Genomic DNA, 16,869 nt, shown 5'->3' on the forward strand with positions numbered 1-16,869 from the left:
TGGATAAGTGTGATCACCTCTGATGGTCGGCGAGCCCTACTGAGGCACGCCGCCCCCGACGCGAGCCCCCCGAGCGCAAGACGGGACCCAGCGTCCGGCGCGAACTGTCGACACTCGGAGTGACGGCGAGCGCCCGACTGCCGCTCAGTCCGGCCCGGACCCCAGGTGCGTCGGGTCGGTGATGTGGCCGTCGCGAATGCCGAGCTGCCGGTTGATCAACTGGGTGACGAAGAACAACACGATGCCGATGATCACCAACGCCCCGGCGACGAGGTACTGCTGCGCGGGCCGGCCCGACAGCGGCGTCACGAGATACAGCGAGACGAGGAAGCCGATGACCGGCAGCACCGTCGGGGTCTTGAAGTAGCCGCCGGCCTGCCGGACGTCGCGCCGGAGCACCAGCACGGCGACGTTGACAACCGCGAACACCGCCAGCAGCAGCAGGCTCGTGGTGCCGCCGAGCACCGAGATCGCGTTGTCGCTGGCGGCGGTCGAGACGTAGATGATCAGGCCGAACGCGATCACGGTGGTGAAGATGATGGCCGCCCAGGGCGAGCGACGGGTCGGATGCACCACCCCGAGTCCCGGTGGCAACACATGCTGGCGGGCCATCCCGTAGATCAAGCGGCTGGCCATCAACATGTTGATCAGCGCGGTGTTCGACACGGCGAACATGGTGATGAACGGGAAGATCTCGTCGATGGGCAGCCCGGGTGCGCCCGCTTTCACCACCTCGACAAGCGGGGTGTCGCTGGCCTGCAGTTCACCGACGGGCACGAGCGCCACGGCCACGATAGACACCAGGATGTAGACGATCCCGGCGATCGACAGACCTGACAGCAGGATCTTCGGGAACGTCTTGACGGGGTCTTTGGTCTCCTCGGCCATGTTGACCGAGTCCTCGAAGCCGACCATGGCGAAGAACGCCAGTGACGTCGCTGCGGTGACGGCCATGAAGGTGTTCTTCTGGTCGGCGGTGTCGAACGCGACGACCCGCGAGAAGTCGACGTCACCGCCGCTGAACGCCCACATACCGACCATGATCACGGCGACCAGACCGGTGATCTCGACGATGGTCAGCACCACGTTGAGCTTGATGCTCTCACCGACACCACGAAAGTTGATGGCCGCCAGCGCCGCCATGAAACCCAGTGCCAGCAGCGCCACCCCGAGCTTCGACGGCTCGGCCATGCCGATGCCCTCGAAGAAGTTCGCCGAGAAAGCACGCGATGCCGTTGAGGCCGAGGTGATTCCGGAGCACATGACCACGAACGCGACGAGGAACGTGACGAAATGGATGCCGAATGCCTTGTGCGCGTACAACGCTGCGCCCGCAGCCTGTGGGTACTTGGTCACCAGCTCCAGGTAGCTGAACGCGGTGACGGTGGCGACGGCGAAGGCGACCAGGAACGGGAGCCACGCCGCCCCACCGACTTCGCCCGCCACGTCGCCCACGAGCGCGTAGACGCCGGTACCGAGGATGTCACCGACGACGAACAACAGCAGCAGCCCCGGGCCCATCACACGCTTGAGCTCGGGGGTGTTCTCCTCGGTCTGCTGACCTGCGACCGACTCCGACATCGCGCCTCCCCCAGATGATCAGTTGTGCTCGGACACTACGTTGCGCTCGGTGCCGGTCAGCGCCGACACCTGGTTCAGAAAGGCAGCGGCGGCTCGCGGGTCCTGGTGCCGTTGCCAACCGAACGTCGTCGGCCGCTGCGCGCGGTCGTGCCAGAAGTGACCCGGTTTCGACTCCGGACACGTCGCCACCAGCCACACCGCGGTGTCGGCTCCGTCCTCGGCGCCCCGCAGCAGCGGCTTGGTGACGCTACGAAACACCGGCAGGGCTTCGGCCACCCCCGGCGTCTCGACCCATCCCGGATGGGCACTGTAGACATGAACGCCGCTGCCCGTCATGGCCTTCGCCCATTCATCGGCGAGCACAACCTGCATCCGCTTCGTCCGGGCATAGGTCCGGACGCCGTTGTAGGGGCCGTCGCGGGATTCGAGTTCGTCAACCGACCAGCGTTGCAACGGTGCGGTGTACATCCCGCCAGAGGACATGAACACCACGGCAGCCCGGTCCGGTACCTGCAGCAGATCCAGCAGCTGCACAGTCATCACGTGCGGCCCCAGGACATGGCAGGCGAGCTGGATCTCATGCCCCTGCGGAGTTTCGTCGCGACGCTTGGGCATCAGGCCCGCGTTGTGCACCACGCCGTGCAGCGCGTCGACGCGGCCGGACAGATCAGTCGTCCAGGCCCGTACCGCGTCGAGGTCGGACACGTCGCAGACTTCTTCCACGACCTCCGCCTCGGGGACCGAGGCGCGGACCGCGCCTGCGCTACGGCTCACCCTGGCGGCGTCGCGGCCGAGCAGGTGCACGGTGGCACCGAGTCGCGCGAAGCTACCGGCCATCGCCTCCCCGATACCCGACGTCGCACCGGTGACCACCACCCGCTTGCCCGCCATGGCGTTCGTCGCCGGGTCAGCCGGCCACCACAGGCGGCGCACGCCAGAGCCGAGCTTGGTGTAACCCAGCACGACGGACCGGTCCAGCGCCGCGTCGACGACACCGCCCAGGGATTTACCGATCGCCACGGACAGGGAAGTAACCAAGCTGGTCACTTCGCAAACGAGACGATCGGTGCCAGCACGTCGATCACGCCGATCAACGTGGCTCTGGCCGTCTCGCGCGGACTCACTCCGTCACCGACGAGCGCGGCGACCACTGCTCCGTCGACCGCGCAGACGAGCGCGCTCACCAACTCGGGGCGCACACATCTGCCGGACCGTTCGATGATCTCGACGACGGCCTCGGTGCGCTGCTTGAGGATATGACGCTGCACATTGCGCAAACCCGGCTGCCGGGCACAGGCGATCAACCGCTCGTAGCGCGAGATGAGATATTCGCTGACCCGTTCGGGGCTGTCGCCGACGAGCAGGTCGACGAGGATGTCGGCGATGGACTCCGCACTGCGCCGGCGCCGGGACAGCATGGCGACCTTGTCGTGAAGCTGTTGCGTCTCCTGCGTTCCGACGTATTCGACCGCCTTGGCGATGAGATCGTCCAACGACGAGAAGTAGTACGTCGTCGACGCCAGCGGGAGCCCGGCCCGGCGCGCGACGGCTCGGTGGCGTACCGCGTCGAAGCCACCCTCGCAGAGAAGATCGGCAGCGGCGCTGACCAGCGCGCACCGCCGTCGTTCTCCCTTGGGAGTGACCGCAGCCGTCACTCTTTGCATGCTGCCAGTCACAGGGTTTGCGCATCGGCCTTTTGACCAATCACCAGCTAATCCTCAGCTCGGAGCGGTGGCATGATGGCGCGCATGTCTGCCATCAACCGCCGCGCGGCACTGCGCCTGGGGTTACGCACCGGCCTCGCGGCGCTGGGCGCCTGCACCGCGGGCTCCGCACTGGCGAGCACCCCCGCCGCAGCCGTACCGCCGGCACCTCTGGCACCACCGCGTCCGACGTACGAGTCGGGGTCGTTCAGGTCGGCGGCCCGCGGCGGCGTGGCGACCAACTGGATCATCGCGCGCCCTCCGGGGCAGACCGAGCCGCTGCGTCCAGTGATCCTTCTGCACGGCAAGGACTCCAATGCGCAGACGGTGATGTCGATGGGCGCCGAACGGTTTCTGGCCGACGCGGTGGCCGCCGGGGTGGCTCCGTTCGCGCTGGCTGCCGTCGACGGGGGGAACGGCTACTGGCATCGGCGGGCCTCCGGAGACGACTCGGGGGCGATGGTGCTCGACGAGTTCGTCCCGCTGCTCGCCGACCACGGTGTGGACACGTCGCGGGTGGCCTTCCTCGGTTGGTCCATGGGCGGATACGGCGCGATGCTGCTGGGTTCCCGGCTCGGCGCGGCACGCACCGCAGCGATCTGCGCGGTCAGCCCGGCGCTGTGGACGAGTGCCGGTGCGGCCGCGCCGGGGGCGTTCGACGGGCCCGACGACTATGCCGCCAACAGCGTGTGGGGGCTGGCGTCGCTCGACGGCATTCCGTTGCGCATCGACTGCGGTGACGACGACCCGTTTTCCGCGGCGACCCGGCAGCTCATCGCCCAGCTGCCGAATCCGCCTGCGGGCGGCTTCACACCCGGTGGCCACAACGCCGCGTACTGGTCGTCGCAACTCAGCTCGGAATTGGTCTGGGCGGCGCCGTTGCTGACGGCCTAGACCGAGATGCGGCCCTCCTGAGCGGCGAGGCCGATGTCGCTGCGGAAGTGACTGCCGGGCAGGCGGATCGAGCCGATCCGGGCGTATGCGGCGTCACGCGCCGCGGCCAGGTCGTCACCGACGCCGACCACCGAAAGCACTCGGCCGCCGGAGGACACCACGGCGCCGTCGTCGCGCCGGGCGGTACCCGCATGCAAAACGCCGTCGCCGTCCGCGCCCTGGATGACGTCACCGACTCGCGGCCGCCCGGGGTAGTTCTCGGCGGCCAGCACTACCGCGACCGCCGCGCCGTCACGCCACTGCAGGGGCGGTTGGCCGGACAGTTCACCGGTGGCAGCGGCACGCAGCAGTTGACCGAGCGGGGACTCGAGCAGAGCCAGGACCGCCTGGGTCTCCGGATCGCCGAAGCGGCAATTGAATTCGACCACCGCGGGCCCCTGCGAGGTGACGGCCAGCCCGGCATAGAGCAGGCCCGAGAACGGGCAGCCGCGGCTGACCAGTTCCGCGGCAACGGGTTTGACGATCTCGTCGACGATGCTCGCCGTCACCTCGCCGGGCAGCCACGGTAACGGGGTGTAGGCCCCCATGCCGCCGGTGTTGGGTCCGCTGTCCCCGTCACCGACCCGTTTGAAGTCCTGGGCGGGCAGCAACGGGACGACGACGTCGCCGTCCACGACGCAGAACAGCGACACCTCGGGCCCGTCGAGAAAGGACTCGAGCAGCACAGGATGACCGGCCTCGAGCAGGCTCGCGGCGTGTGCGCGGGCAGCGTCGCGGTCAGCGGTGACGACCACGCCCTTACCGGCGGCCAGACCGTCGTCCTTGACCACCCAGGCCGCGAACCCGCCGGGGGGGCCGAAGCGGTCCAGCGCGGTGTCGAGGTGGGCGGGGTTGTCGACGATCTCGCTGGTCGCCGTCCGTACGCCGGCAGCGGCCATGACGTCTTTGGCGAACGCTTTCGACCCCTCGATGCGGGCGGCCTCTCTGGTCGGGCCGAAGCAGTCGATTCCGGCCGCGCGCACCGCGTCGGCCACCCCGAGCACCAGCGGCACCTCGGGTCCCACGACCACCAGATCGGCGCCGATCCGGGTGGCCAGCGCGGTGACGTCCTCGCCGGACGTCACGTCGACCTCGTACTGGTCAGCCACGGCCGCGGTCCCGGCATTGCCGGGCGCGACCGACACCGTGTCGACCTCCGGGTCTCGGCGCAGCGCAAGCAGCAGCGCGTGTTCACGGGCTCCGGATCCGACTACCAGGACGTGCACAGGTCACCACCCTAATGCCCGCCCGCCAGGTGGGTCAGCCACCGCTCCCACACTGACGCCGAGCGTTCGGGCACCGCGAACACCTTCGACGCCGCTCGCCCGGCCATACAGTTTGTCGAGCTAGTGTATGGTCGTAGCGAAGTGTTGTACGTCACACAGGAGCGATCACCATGACCACAGCTGCGAGCTGCCCTTTTCTGCCCCAGGGCTATGACTTCACCGACCCCGACGTCCTCGTCGAAGGCATTCCCGTCGAGGAGTTCGCGCAGCTGCGCAAGACCGCGCCGGTCTGGTGGAACGAGCAGACCGACACGATCTTCGACGACGGCGGCTACTGGGTGATCACCCGTCACGCCGACATCAAGGACATCTCCCGCAACAGCGGACAGTGGTCGACCAACCGCAAGGGTGCGGTGATGCGGCTGCCCGACGGGGTCACCGCAGAACAGCTGGATCTGACCAAGGCGCTGCTGATCAACCACGACGCACCTGAACACACCCGGCTACGCAAGATCGTGTCGCGGCTGTTCACCCCGCGCGCCGTCGCCGCGCTCGAGGAGAAGCTGGCCGTCGCGTCCCGGGAAATCGTCGCCGCCGCGGCCGCCAAGAGCTCCGGTGACTTCGTTGCCGACGTCGCGATGAACCTGCCGCTCCAGGCCATCGCGGATCTGATCGGAGTACCGGAGGCGGATCGCGAGCGGCTCTTCCATTGGACGAACTGCATCATGAACACCGACGACCCGGACTTCGACTCCGACCCGACCACCGCCAACGCAGAACTGATGGGCTACGCGTACACGATGGCTGAGGAACGGCGCCGCTGTCCTGCCGACGACATCGTGACGCGGCTGGTCCAGGCCGACATCGATGGCGAGGCGATGGAGGACGTGGAGTTCGCGTTCTTCGTGATCCTGCTGGCGGTGGCCGGCAACGAGACCACCCGCAACGCGATGACCCACGGCATGAACGCGTTCTTCGACAATCCGGACCAGTGGGAGTTGTTCAAGCGGGAACGCCCCGACAGCGCAATCGACGAGATCATCCGGTGGGCCACTCCGGTGCACTGCTTTCAGCGCACCGCCCTGGAGGACGTCGAACTGGGCGGGGTGACGATCCGGGAGGGCCAGCGCGCGGGGCTGTTCTACAGCTCGGCGAACTTCGACGAGGACGTCTTCGACCGGCCGTTCGAGTTCGATATTCTGCGTAATCCCAACCCGCACCTGGCATTCGGCGGTAACGGCGCCCACTACTGCATCGGGGCCAACCTGGCCCGCATGGAGATCAAACTGATCTTCGACGAGCTCGCCGACCAGGTTCCCGACATCGCCAAACTGGCAGAGCCGAAGCGGCTGCGCTCAGGGTGGATCAACGGCGTCAAGGAACTCGAGGTCTCCTACCGCTAGAACCTGCGTTGAGAGTGCATCCACGGCGGAAGAGTGCGAGTGACGCCCGCCGCCAGCGCAGCCTCAACGGTGAATGCCGGCGGTGGCTAGAGTGCATCCGTGCGCACCCACGGTTGGTCCGGAGCCAAGCCGGCCTCGGATGACGAGGCCATCGCACGCATCCTGGACGCTGCCGGCAAGACCATCGAACTTCATGGCGCGGACTTCAGCATCAGCGACGTGGCCCGCACCGTCGGGGTGACCCGCCAGACCGTCTATCGCTATTTCGCCAGTACCGAGGCACTTCTGGTCGCCGCGGCGGTGCATGCGGTCGACGGATTCCTGGACCGGTTGACCGAGCACGTCGCAGGGATCACCAGCCCACCCGAGGCGGTCACCGAAGCCGTGGCCACCGCACTGGAGTGGCTGCCGCGGGAGAAGTACATCGGAATGCTCATGGTGCCCGGCGGCTCCCAGCACGCCGAATCGGTCACCTCCGATGTCGCGCTGCGCTTCGCCCGCGACATGGTGCAGCGTCTCGATGTCGACTGGGTTGCGGCAGGTTACGACGATGCCGAGATCGACGAGCTGTCCGAGCACCTGCTGCGCATCATCCAGTCGTTCGTCATCGACCCGGGCCGACCGCCGCGCCGCGGTCAGGAGCTTCGCGCGTACCTGCACCGGTGGGTCGGCAGGGCGCTGCGGCCGGGTTAAACCACCGTCAGCGGAAGCGACTTCCGGTCCTCGAAGACCCAGGAAGCCCCACCCGAGACCTTGCACACCGAGACCTCGGAGAATTCCTCGGCAGCGGTGTCGGTGGTGACCACCCGGACCGTCCAGTCGGCTTCGGTGCCACTCAGCTCGGCACGCAGGTGCGGGTCGACGGCCTGGACGATCGCCTGAACCGGCCGGTCGGCCGCCGGCGACACCAGTGAGATCCATGCTCCGTCGTCATGGGCCGGCGAGCGCCGCACATGCACGTACTCGGGATCGATGTCGGCGAAGACGTAGGCCGCCGGATTGAGTAGCGGGTGCAGCTCGAGAATCCGCAAGGCGCCGATCGCGTCGGCGGAAATGCCGAGGGCACCACGGATACGTTCGGCCGCCACGCCCGCAATGCCGGTCAGCGCCTTGTACCGGATCGACTCTTCCAGTGCCGCATCGCCGTTCGCCCGTGCACGGACGGCCAGATTGAACGACAGCACCAACAGGTGCATCTGCAGACACACTTCGTCGGCGATCCGCACCAACGCCGAATGGGAGAACGCACCGAAGTCGACATCGGACACGAGCGGTCCGGAATAGTCCGCGCGGCCTTCCTCATCGCGATCGATCGGCTCGAGCACGGTGTTGTGCGCGTTGGTGGCCGCAACGATGTCGAGCTGCGGGATGAAGTCCACTTCTGGGTGGGAATCGTCGATGATCACCGTCCACGCGCAGTGTGGATGCCGGTCTGAGGGCGTGCGCGGCGGCCGGTGGATCGGACGCACCTGGCATCGACGATTGGTGGCGAGCGCGGTGGCGTCGAACGTCGGATCCTCGATGTCGTGGCACATCCCGCGCACGTAGTCCTCACCCATCGGTTCCACGTCGAGCAGGGCGCCGCAGTGATCGAGGTGGAACTCGCCGTGCCACCGGTCGTGCACGGTGTACCGAAAATCCATGAACTGCGGCGGCGCGCCGATGTCCAGCTGCAAACCCTTGAAAACGGTGACGATGTCGACGCCTTCGTAGTCGAGCGCCTTCTGCATCCGCTTGGTGTACAGCGGGCTGGCGCCGGCCCATTCCTCGATCGCGATCTGCAGCATCTCCTCGCGACCGAACGAGGATATGCACCAGGCCATTCCGGAGCGATCGATCAACTGACCAATGAGCAGCAGCTCGGGGACGAGGACGGCGAGTTCCTCGCGGGAGAGCGCCGCATACCTACTCATCACCGAGACTGCCTCCCGAATGCATGTTCACCGCAGCGTTGACGTTCGCCCGCTTGTCCTCGGCCTGTCCCTTCTCGGCCGCCTTCTTGCGCTGCTTGGCCACCTTGGAGACGACGCCGTCGAGCTTGGATCCGAGCGGGAAACCCAGATAGTGGGTCAGGAAGACCGCCATCTCCTTGAGCTCCTCGACGGTGAGCTCCCCGTTGGCCAGAGCGGCGTTGGCCTGGATCTCGGCCAGATCGGCATTGCCGACCGCGGTCACCACGGTCAGCGTCATCATCCGCTTCTCCCGCATCGACAGGCCCGGCCTGGTCCAGATGTTGCCGAAGAGGTGGTCCACGGTGAGGTCGAAGTACGGATCGCCCTCGACGTTCGGCATCTCCCAGCCGTAGACCTCGTTCATCTTCTCCAGGCCTCTGCGGCGCGTCTCGTCCATCGGCGTCACTCCTTCACCGTCGACGTTGTGTGTGGCACACCGAGGCCGGCGGCCAGGTCCCGCAGGGCTACCTCCGCCAGCGGAAGTTGCACCCCGTTGGCCTCACCGAGGCGCAGCGCCAGACGCAGGTCCTTCTCCCCCAGGCCCCGGGTGTGGACGAACATGTCGTGAAGGAAGTGGTCGGGCGCCAGCGGCGTGGTGTCGTCGCGGTACATGATCGCGCCGGGCCCACCGCTCTGGGCGTCGCTGTGCCGCACCACCCGTCCAAGCTTCTGCAGATCGATGCCGGCAGCCTCCGCCAGTCGTTGCGCCTCGCACGCAGCGGCGAAGCCGATGAAGGTCAGCATGTTGCGGGCCAGCTTCATTCGCGTGCCTGCACCGGGTTCACCTGCCCGCACCACCATCGAGGCCCACTTCTTGAACACCGGCTTGATGATCTCGTAGGCCTCGTCGTCCGCACCGACCATCACGGCCAGTTCGCCCTTGTCTGCTGCACCGGCTCCACCGCTGACGGGGGCATCCACGACGTGGACACCCCTGCTGCGCAACTGGTCTGCCAGTTCAGGAGCGGTCTCCGGTTCGATCGTCGAGTGGATCGCGATGACGGTTCCGGGCTTGGCATGCTCACCGAGCTCGCCGACCACCTCGCGCACCTGATCGTCGTTGAGCACCGTCACGCTGATGACGTCGGCGGCGGCGACATCGGCGACACTGTCGGCCATCGTTGCCCCCAGCTCTGCCAGCGGCGTCATCGCGTCGGGGCGCACGTCGAACACCACGAGGCCGCCCGGCCAGTCGACCAGGCGCTTGGCCATCGGCGCGCCCTGGTTGCCCAGGCCGATGTAGCCGAGCTTGGGCTCGCTCATGAGCGGATGATCTGTCCGCCGTCGACGTTGAAGATCTGGCCGGTGATCCACTTGGCCTGATCCGACAGCAGGAACAGGCACATGCCGACCAGGTCCTCGGGCTCGCCCATGCGGGCCAGCGGCAGCTTCTTGACGATGTCCTCGACGATCTCCTGCGGAGTGGAGGTCCTGTTGGCCTCGGTGTCGATCGGGCCCGGGGCGATCGCGTTGACCCGGATGTTCTGGCCGCCGAGCTCGGTCGCCAGCTGCTGGGTCAGTCCGTTGACGCCGGCCTTGGCCAGGCCGTAGAAGTTCGAATACAGCCACGCCGCGGTCGAGGACTGGTTGACGATCGCGCCGCCGCCCCGCTTGGCCATCTTGCGGTACACGGCCCGGGTGCACACCAGCGCGCCGTCGAGGTTCACGCTCATGAACTTCTTGTAGTAGTCCCAGTCGACGGTGATGAGGAAGTCCAGCTTCATCCCGCCGAAGATGGCGGCGTTGTTGACCAGGTAGTCGATGCCGCCGAACTCCGAGAGCGTCTGGGCTGCCATGTCTTTGGCGGAGTCGGGATCGGAGACATCGACCGGTACCGCCAAGGCCGTGCCGCCCTCACCCTTGATCCCGTCGACGACCTTCTGCGCCCCCTCGGTGTTGATGTCGGCGACGACCACCGCTGCGCCTTCGCGTGCCAACGCCTCGGCGTAGGCCTGGCCGATACCGCCGCCCGCCCCGGTGACGATCGCCACCTTCTCGTTGAACTGATCTCCGTAAAGTCCCACGGGTGCCTTCCTTGTCGGGTTCGATCCCTGTCGAGTTCGAGCGGAGTTACTGCGCTGTGGCGATCGCCTTGATCTCGAGGTATTCCTCGAAGCCGGCCAGACCCATCTCCCTGCCGATGCCGGACTGCTTGTAGCCGCCGAACGGCATGTCCGCCGAGTACCAGACGCCGCCGTTGACGTTGACGGTGCCGACCCGCATCCGGGCGGCGATGCCGGCGGCCCGGTCGGCATCGGCCGAGAACACGGTGCCCGACAGCCCGTACGGCGAGTCGTTGGCGATGCGCACGGCGTCGTCGTCGCCGTCGTGGGCGATGACGGTCAAGACCGGACCGAAGATCTCCTCACGGGCCACCTTGGCGGTGTTGTCCAGCCCGGCGATCACCGTCGGTTCGATGAAGAAGCCGGTGTCCCGGCTGGCGGGACGCCCTCCGCCGCAGGCGAACCGGCCGCCCTCGGCACTCGCCGAATCCAGGTAGCCCTGGACGCGGTCGCGCTGGCGCTCGGAGATCAGCGGGCCGCAGATCGTGCCCGGGTCGTTCGGGTCACCCGGCTTGAGACCACCCATGGTGGCGGCGGCGGCTTCCACGGCCTCGTCGTACCGGTCGCGCGGCACCACCAGGCGGGTGGTGATCGCGCAGCCCTGGCCGGCGTGCATCGAGGCGGTGAACGCCGCCATCGAACACGCTCCGGCGAGGTCGGCGTCGTCGAGCACGAGGAACGCCGACTTGCCGCCGAGTTCGAGGAACACCTTCTTCAACGTCGCCGCGCCGTCGGCCATCACGGCCCGGCCGGTGTTGGTCGACCCCGTGAACGACACCATGTCGACCCTCGGGTCCTTCGACAGCAACGCCCCGACACTGTGGTCGCTGGCGGTAACGATGTTGACGACACCCGCCGGAAAGTCGGTGTGCTCGGCGACCAGTTCGCCGAGCACTGCCGCAGCCCACGGTGTGTCCGGAGCAGGCTTGAGCACCAACGTGTTTCCCGCCGCCAACGCGGGACCGATCTTGGCGAGGTTGATCTGGTGCGGGAAGTTCCACGGCGTGATCGCGCCGACGACCCCGACGGCTTCGCGGGCGATCGTGCGGTGGGTCTTGATGCCCATCGGCGAGGCGATCCCGAGGTCACTGGTCCACTGGTAGGACTCGGCGGTGTCGGCGCAGAAGCTCAGGTCCTCGACAGGACCCTCGAGCTGGGCGGCTGAGGTCAGCATCCGGGGCGCGCCGACCTCGGCGATGGTCAGCTCCCGGAGGTCCTCGATGTGGTCACGCATGGCCTGCTGCAGCTGACGCAGGCAGCGCACCCGCAGCTCGGTGTTCGTCGACCAGTCCGTCTCGTCGAACGCCCGCCGCGCCGCCCCGATGGCCGCACCCATGTCCTCGGCACTCGCATCGGCCGCGACGCCCAGCGTTTCCTCGGTGGCGGGATTGGCCGTGGGGAAGGTACCCGCACTGCCGGTGACGAGCTTGCCGTCGATGAGCAGCCGGCTCTCGCGATCGGCCAGGATTGCCATCCCACCTCCTGTGTCGTGAATCTGGACAACTGTCCGAGATAGTCGCTTCGAACGATAGCCCCACACCATCGGACGAATCAAGGTCGGACGTCACGGAGACCAGCCGCATGCCATCTCAACTGCATATTCGCGCCGATACTTGCCGGATGGCAGCAGGTTCCGATAGCTTGGACAAGTGTCCAGTGATGCTGTTGCTGCGCTCACAGATTCGACGCAGGGACCACCGCGCAACCGGCGGCAGGAAGAGACCTTCCGCAAGGTGCTCTCCGCCGGGATCGAGATGCTGCGCGAATCGTCCTACGCCGACCTGACGGTGCGCGCCGTGGCAGCCCGGGCGAAAGTGGCCCCGGCGACGGCGTACACGTACTTCTCGTCGAAGAACCACCTCATCGCCGAGGTCTACCTCGACCTGATCCGCAAGGTCGACTACTTCACGGATGTCAACGACACGACCAGCAGCCGGGTCGAGAAGACCCTGCGGGCGATGGCGCTGACGGTCGCCGACGAACCGGAGGTCGCCGCGGCGTGCACGACGGCACTGTTGTCCGGCAATGACGCAGCGGTGCGCGCGGTGCGGGAGCGCATCGGCAGCGAGATCCACCGCCGCATCCGGGCCGCGGTCGGCCCGGACCCCGACCCACGAACCCTGGCCGCGCTGGAGATGACGTTCTTCGGTGCGCTGGTCAATGCCGGCAGCGGCGCATTCACCTACCACCAGATCGCCGACCGCCTGAGTTACGTGGTCGGTCTCATCGTCGGAGATGACAAATGAGACCCGTCGTCGGAGACGACAAGTGAGACCCAGCGTCGGAGAGGACCGATGACCATCAGCGACGTCAAGCTCGACCCGTACGACTACGACTTCCACGAGGATCCGTACCCGTACTATCAGCGGCTGCGCGACGAGGCGCCCTTGTACCGCAACGAGGAGCTGGGCTTCTGGGCGCTCTCGCGGCACCAGGATGTGCTGCAGGGTTTCCGCAACAGCACCACGTTGTCGAACAAGTTCGGCGTCTCACTGGATCCGGCGTCGCGCGGCCCGCATGCGTCGAAGACGATGTCCTTTCTGGCCATGGATGATCCGGACCATCTGCGACTGCGCACGCTGGTGTCCAAGGGGTTCACGCCGCGACGCATCCGCGAGCTGGAGCCGCGGGTGACCCAGATCGCGACCCGCCACCTGGACACGATGTTGGAGAAGGTCCGCAGCAGCGACACCGTCGGCACCGTCGACTTCGTCGACGAGTTCGCCGGCAAGCTGCCGATGGACGTCATTTCCGAGTTGATGGGCGTGCCAGAGGCCGACCGGGTGCAGGTCCGGGCGTGGGCCGACGGGGTGATGCACCGCGAGGAGGGCGTCACCGACGTGCCCGCGGCGGCGGTGGAAGCGTCACTGAACCTGATCGTCTACTACCAGTCGATGGTGGCCGAACGGCGCAAACAGCTGACCGATGATCTGACCTCGGCACTGCTGGAGGCCGAGATCGACGGTGACCGCCTCACGGACGACGAGATTCTCGGGTTCATGTTCCTGATGGTGATCGCGGGAAACGAGACGACCACCAAACTCCTCGCCAACGCGGCGTTCTGGGGTCACCGCAACCCCGACCAGCTCACCGCTGTCTACGACGACCTGGACCGCGTCCCGCTGTGGGTCGAGGAGACCCTGCGCTACGACACGTCCAGCCAGATCCTTGCCCGCACCGTCGCCGGCGGACTGACGCTGTATGACACCACCATCCCGGATGGTGGTGTCCTGCTGCTGCTCCCCGGTTCTGCGCACCGCGACGAGCGGGCGTTCGAGAACCCCGACGACTACGTGATCGGCCGGGAGATCGGCTCGAAGCTGATGAGTTTCGGTAGCGGAGCCCACTTCTGTCTCGGCGCGCACCTGGCCCGGATGGAGGCCCGGGTGGCGCTGGCCGAGTTGTTCAAGCGCATCAGCGGATACGAGGTGGACGAGGACAACGCCGTCCGCGTGCACTCGAGCAATGTCCGCGGATTCGCGCACCTTCCCATCGCTGTCCAGCTCCGCTGAAAGGTACTGGCAATGCCCCGTTTTGACCCGCTGCCCGACCGCCGACCCGCGCTGGTGGCCGGCGCCTCGTCCGGCATCGGTGCCGCTACCGCGATCGACCTCGCAGCCCGCGGCTTCCCGGTTGCGCTGGGTGCCCGCCGCGTGGAGAAGTGCCAGGGGATCGTCGAGACGATCCGCGCCGACGGCGGCGAGGCCATCGCGGTCCATCTCGATGTCACCGACCCCGACTCGGTGAAAGCGTGCGTCGAGCAGACCACCGCCGAACTGGGCGACATCGAGGTGCTCGTCGCCGGCGCCGGCGACACCTACTTCGGCAAGCTGGACGCGATCAGCACCGAACAGTTCGAGTCGCAGATTCAGATCCACCTGATCGGCGCAAACCGGGTTGCCACCGCGGTGCTGCCGGGCATGATCGAACGCCAGCGCGGCGACCTGATCTTCGTGGGTTCGGATGTGGCGCTGCGCCAGCGCCCGCACATGGGCGCCTACGGCGCGGCGAAGGCAGCTCTGGTGGCAATGGTCACGAACCTGCAGATGGAGCTGGAAGGCACCGGAGTGCGCGCGTCGATCGTGCATCCTGGTCCGACGAAGACGGGAATGGGCTGGAGCCTGCCCGCCGAGCTCATCGGGCCCGCTCTCGAGGACTGGGCCAAGTGGGGTCAGGCACGGCACGACTACTTCCTGCGCGCCTCGGATCTGGCGCGCGCCATCACCTTCGTCGCCGAAACCCCGCGCGGCGGCTTCATCGCCAACATGGAGCTGCAGCCCGAGGCGCCGCTGATCACGACAAGAGACCGTCAGAAGCTCAAGCTCGAGGACGGGGCGTTGCCCGGGGCGAGCGAAGCGACGGGAGATTCACCCGGGGCGAGCGAAGCGACGGGAGATTCACCCGGGGCGAGCGAAGCGACGGGAGAGTTAGGAGAAGCATGACCACTGCAATAGTCCCCCGCGTCTCCGGTGGGGAAGACGAAGAGCACGGGCACCTGGAAGAGTTCCGCACCGATCCGATCGGGCTGATGAAGCGCCTCCGCGAGGAGTGCGGGGACGTGGGTTGGTTCCAGCTCGCCGGCAAGCAGGTCGTGATGCTCTCCGGCGCCGAGGCCAACGAGTTCTTCTTCCGCTCCAGCGACAGCGAGCTCAATCAGGCTGAGGCGTACCCGTTCATGACACCGATCTTCGGCGAGGGCGTGGTGTTCGACGCCGATCCCGAGCGCCGGGCGGAGATGCTGCACAACTCGGCGCTGCGCGGTGAACAGATGAAGGGCCACGCCGCGACGATCGAGAACGAGGTCAAGCGGATGATCGCCGACTGGGGCGACTCCGGCGAGATCGACCTCCTGGAGTTCTTCGCCGAGCTGACGATCTACACCTCGACGGCATGCCTGATCGGGCTGAAGTTCCGCAATCAGCTCGACTCGCGCTTCGCCAACTACTACCACCTGCTCGAACGCGGCACCGACCCGCTGTGCTACGTCGACCCGTACCTGCCGATCGAGAGCTTCCGCATCCGAGACGAAGCCCGCGCCGGACTGGTCGAGCTCGTGCAGGACGTGATGGACGGCCGAATCGCCAACCCGCCCAAGGACAAATCCGACCGGGACATGCTCGACGTGCTCGTCTCGATCAAGGACGACAACGGCAACCCCCGATTCTCGGCCAACGAGATCACCGGCATGTTCATCTCGTTGATGTTCGCCGGCCACCACACCAGCTCGGGGACGTCGAGCTGGACGCTGATCGAACTGCTGCGGCATCCCGACTACTACGCGCAGGTGCAACAGGAGCTCGACGACCTCTACGCCGACGGCCAGGAGGTGAGTTTCCATGCACTGCGTCAGATCCCGAAGCTCGACAACGCACTCAAGGAGACGCTGCGGCTGCACCCGCCGCTGATCATCCTCATGAGGGTGGCCCAGGACGAGTTCGAGGTGGCGGGGCACCCGATCCACAAAGGTCAGATGGTGGCCGCCTCGCCGGCCATCTCCAACCGGATTCCCGAGGATTTCCCGAATCCGGACAACTTCGATCCGGACCGCTACAACAAGCCGCGCCAGGAAGACCTGATCAACCGGTGGACGTGGATTCCGTTCGGGGCGGGAAAGCACCGCTGCGTCGGTGCGGCTTTCGCGCAGATGCAGATCAAGGCGATCTTCTCGGTCCTGTTGCGCGAGTACGAGTTCGAGATGGCCCAGCCCGCCGATTCGTACCGCAACGATCATTCCAAGATGGTGGTGCAGCTCGCGCGGCCCGCCACGGTCCGCTATCGCAGGCGAGTCAAGGGCTAGGCCGATGGGCTGCTACCGAGTGGTGCTCGACGAGGACCTGTGCCAGGGACACGCCATGTGCGAGCTCGAGGCACCGGACGTGTTCCAGGTGCCCAAGCGCGGCGTCGTCGAGGTCGTCGATCCCGAGCCCCCCGACGAGCTCCGCGATGCCGTGGAACTGGCCGTCGAGATGTGTCCGACCCGCGCACTGTCCATCGAAGAAAAGGAGTGA

16 protein-coding genes and 1 pseudogene are annotated in these 16,869 nt (G+C 67.0%); 8 read left to right on the forward strand and 9 right to left on the reverse strand.

Going from position 1 to position 16,869, the window contains the following annotated elements; genetic code table 11:
- Positions 1-144 precede the first annotated feature (144 nt).
- Genes J3476_RS00270 through J3476_RS00280 form a run of 3 tightly spaced genes read right to left on the reverse strand, consistent with a single transcriptional unit; the run spans position 145 to position 3,245 of the window.
- Positions 145-1,581, reverse strand: coding sequence for an APC family permease (locus J3476_RS00270; protein ID WP_207064631.1), 1,437 nt, complete (start codon positions 1,579-1,581; stop codon positions 145-147).
- An 18-nt stretch (positions 1,582-1,599) separates the two neighbouring features.
- Positions 1,600-2,628 carry an SDR family NAD(P)-dependent oxidoreductase gene (locus J3476_RS00275; protein ID WP_286182452.1) on the reverse strand — a complete coding sequence of 343 codons (1,029 nt, stop codon included), beginning with the start codon at positions 2,626-2,628 and terminating at the stop codon, positions 1,600-1,602.
- On the reverse strand, positions 2,625-3,245 hold the full coding sequence (locus J3476_RS00280) for a TetR family transcriptional regulator (RefSeq protein WP_207064632.1): 621 nt from the start codon (positions 3,243-3,245) through the stop codon (positions 2,625-2,627). The genes J3476_RS00275 and J3476_RS00280 overlap by 4 nt, the downstream gene beginning before the upstream one ends.
- 72 nt (positions 3,246-3,317) lie before the next feature.
- Here J3476_RS00280 and J3476_RS00285 point away from each other — a divergent pair, with 72 nt between their 5' ends.
- A complete protein-coding gene (locus J3476_RS00285; protein ID WP_207064633.1) occupies positions 3,318-4,178 on the forward strand; it encodes an alpha/beta hydrolase family protein in 861 nt (286 codons plus the stop codon).
- Here J3476_RS00285 and purD read toward each other — a convergent pair.
- Complete coding sequence (purD, locus tag J3476_RS00290; protein ID WP_207064634.1) at positions 4,175-5,443, reverse strand: phosphoribosylamine--glycine ligase; 1,269 nt, start codon at positions 5,441-5,443, stop codon at positions 4,175-4,177. The genes J3476_RS00285 and purD overlap by 4 nt on opposite strands.
- A gap of 170 nt (positions 5,444-5,613) precedes the next feature.
- On the opposite strand from purD, the gene J3476_RS00295 reads away from it, so the two are divergent.
- Positions 5,614-6,846, forward strand: coding sequence for a cytochrome P450 (locus tag J3476_RS00295; protein WP_207064635.1), 1,233 nt, complete (start codon positions 5,614-5,616; stop codon positions 6,844-6,846).
- A gap of 99 nt (positions 6,847-6,945) precedes the next feature.
- Positions 6,946-7,539 carry a TetR/AcrR family transcriptional regulator gene (locus J3476_RS00300; protein ID WP_207064636.1) on the forward strand — a complete coding sequence of 198 codons (594 nt, stop codon included), beginning with the start codon at positions 6,946-6,948 and terminating at the stop codon, positions 7,537-7,539.
- Here J3476_RS00300 and J3476_RS00305 read toward each other — a convergent pair.
- The 5 genes from J3476_RS00305 to J3476_RS00325 are packed head-to-tail and all read right to left on the reverse strand — an operon-like array spanning position 7,536 to position 12,335.
- On the reverse strand, positions 7,536-8,762 hold the full coding sequence (locus tag J3476_RS00305; RefSeq protein ID WP_207064637.1) for a hypothetical protein: 1,227 nt from the start codon (positions 8,760-8,762) through the stop codon (positions 7,536-7,538). The genes J3476_RS00300 and J3476_RS00305 overlap by 4 nt on opposite strands.
- A complete protein-coding gene (locus J3476_RS00310; RefSeq protein WP_207064638.1) occupies positions 8,752-9,195 on the reverse strand; it encodes a carboxymuconolactone decarboxylase family protein in 444 nt (147 codons plus the stop codon). Before J3476_RS00310 ends, J3476_RS00305 begins: the two co-directional genes overlap by 11 nt.
- 5 nt (positions 9,196-9,200) lie before the next feature.
- The gene (locus J3476_RS00315) at positions 9,201-10,061 is read right to left on the reverse strand and encodes an NAD(P)-dependent oxidoreductase (RefSeq protein WP_207064639.1); all 861 of its coding nucleotides are present in this window, start codon (positions 10,059-10,061) and stop codon (positions 9,201-9,203) included.
- A complete protein-coding gene (locus J3476_RS00320; protein ID WP_207064640.1) occupies positions 10,058-10,822 on the reverse strand; it encodes an SDR family oxidoreductase in 765 nt (254 codons plus the stop codon). The genes J3476_RS00315 and J3476_RS00320 overlap by 4 nt, the downstream gene beginning before the upstream one ends.
- Positions 10,823-10,868: 46 nt before the next feature.
- The gene (locus J3476_RS00325) at positions 10,869-12,335 is read right to left on the reverse strand and encodes an aldehyde dehydrogenase (RefSeq protein WP_207064641.1); all 1,467 of its coding nucleotides are present in this window, start codon (positions 12,333-12,335) and stop codon (positions 10,869-10,871) included.
- A 175-nt stretch (positions 12,336-12,510) separates the two neighbouring features.
- Here J3476_RS00325 and J3476_RS00330 point away from each other — a divergent pair, with 175 nt between their 5' ends.
- The 5 genes and pseudogenes from J3476_RS00330 to J3476_RS00350 all read left to right on the forward strand — a co-directional run bounded on the left by J3476_RS00330 (position 12,511) and on the right by J3476_RS00350 (position 16,869).
- Positions 12,511-13,107 (forward strand): TetR/AcrR family transcriptional regulator, encoded by a 597-nt coding sequence (locus J3476_RS00330; RefSeq protein ID WP_207064642.1) that lies wholly within the window; start codon positions 12,511-12,513, stop codon positions 13,105-13,107.
- A 48-nt stretch (positions 13,108-13,155) separates the two neighbouring features.
- Entirely contained in the window at positions 13,156-14,373 is a 1,218-nt protein-coding gene (locus J3476_RS00335) for a cytochrome P450 (protein ID WP_207064643.1), read from the forward strand.
- 12 nt (positions 14,374-14,385) lie between these two features.
- Positions 14,386-15,207: pseudogene (locus J3476_RS00340) on the forward strand (SDR family oxidoreductase); the annotation flags it as partial.
- Positions 15,208-15,299: 92 nt separating this feature from the next.
- Positions 15,300-16,658, forward strand: a complete 1,359-nt coding sequence (locus J3476_RS00345) for a cytochrome P450 (RefSeq protein ID WP_207064644.1) — start codon at positions 15,300-15,302, stop codon at positions 16,656-16,658.
- Between the two features lie 4 nt (positions 16,659-16,662).
- Positions 16,663-16,869: a ferredoxin gene (locus J3476_RS00350; RefSeq protein WP_207064645.1), complete on the forward strand. Its 207-nt coding sequence runs from the start codon at positions 16,663-16,665 to the stop codon at positions 16,867-16,869.

The organism is Mycobacterium sp. PO1 (assembly GCF_017312405.1).
In the GTDB taxonomy this organism is placed as follows: Bacteria; Actinomycetota; Actinomycetes; order Mycobacteriales; family Mycobacteriaceae; genus Mycobacterium.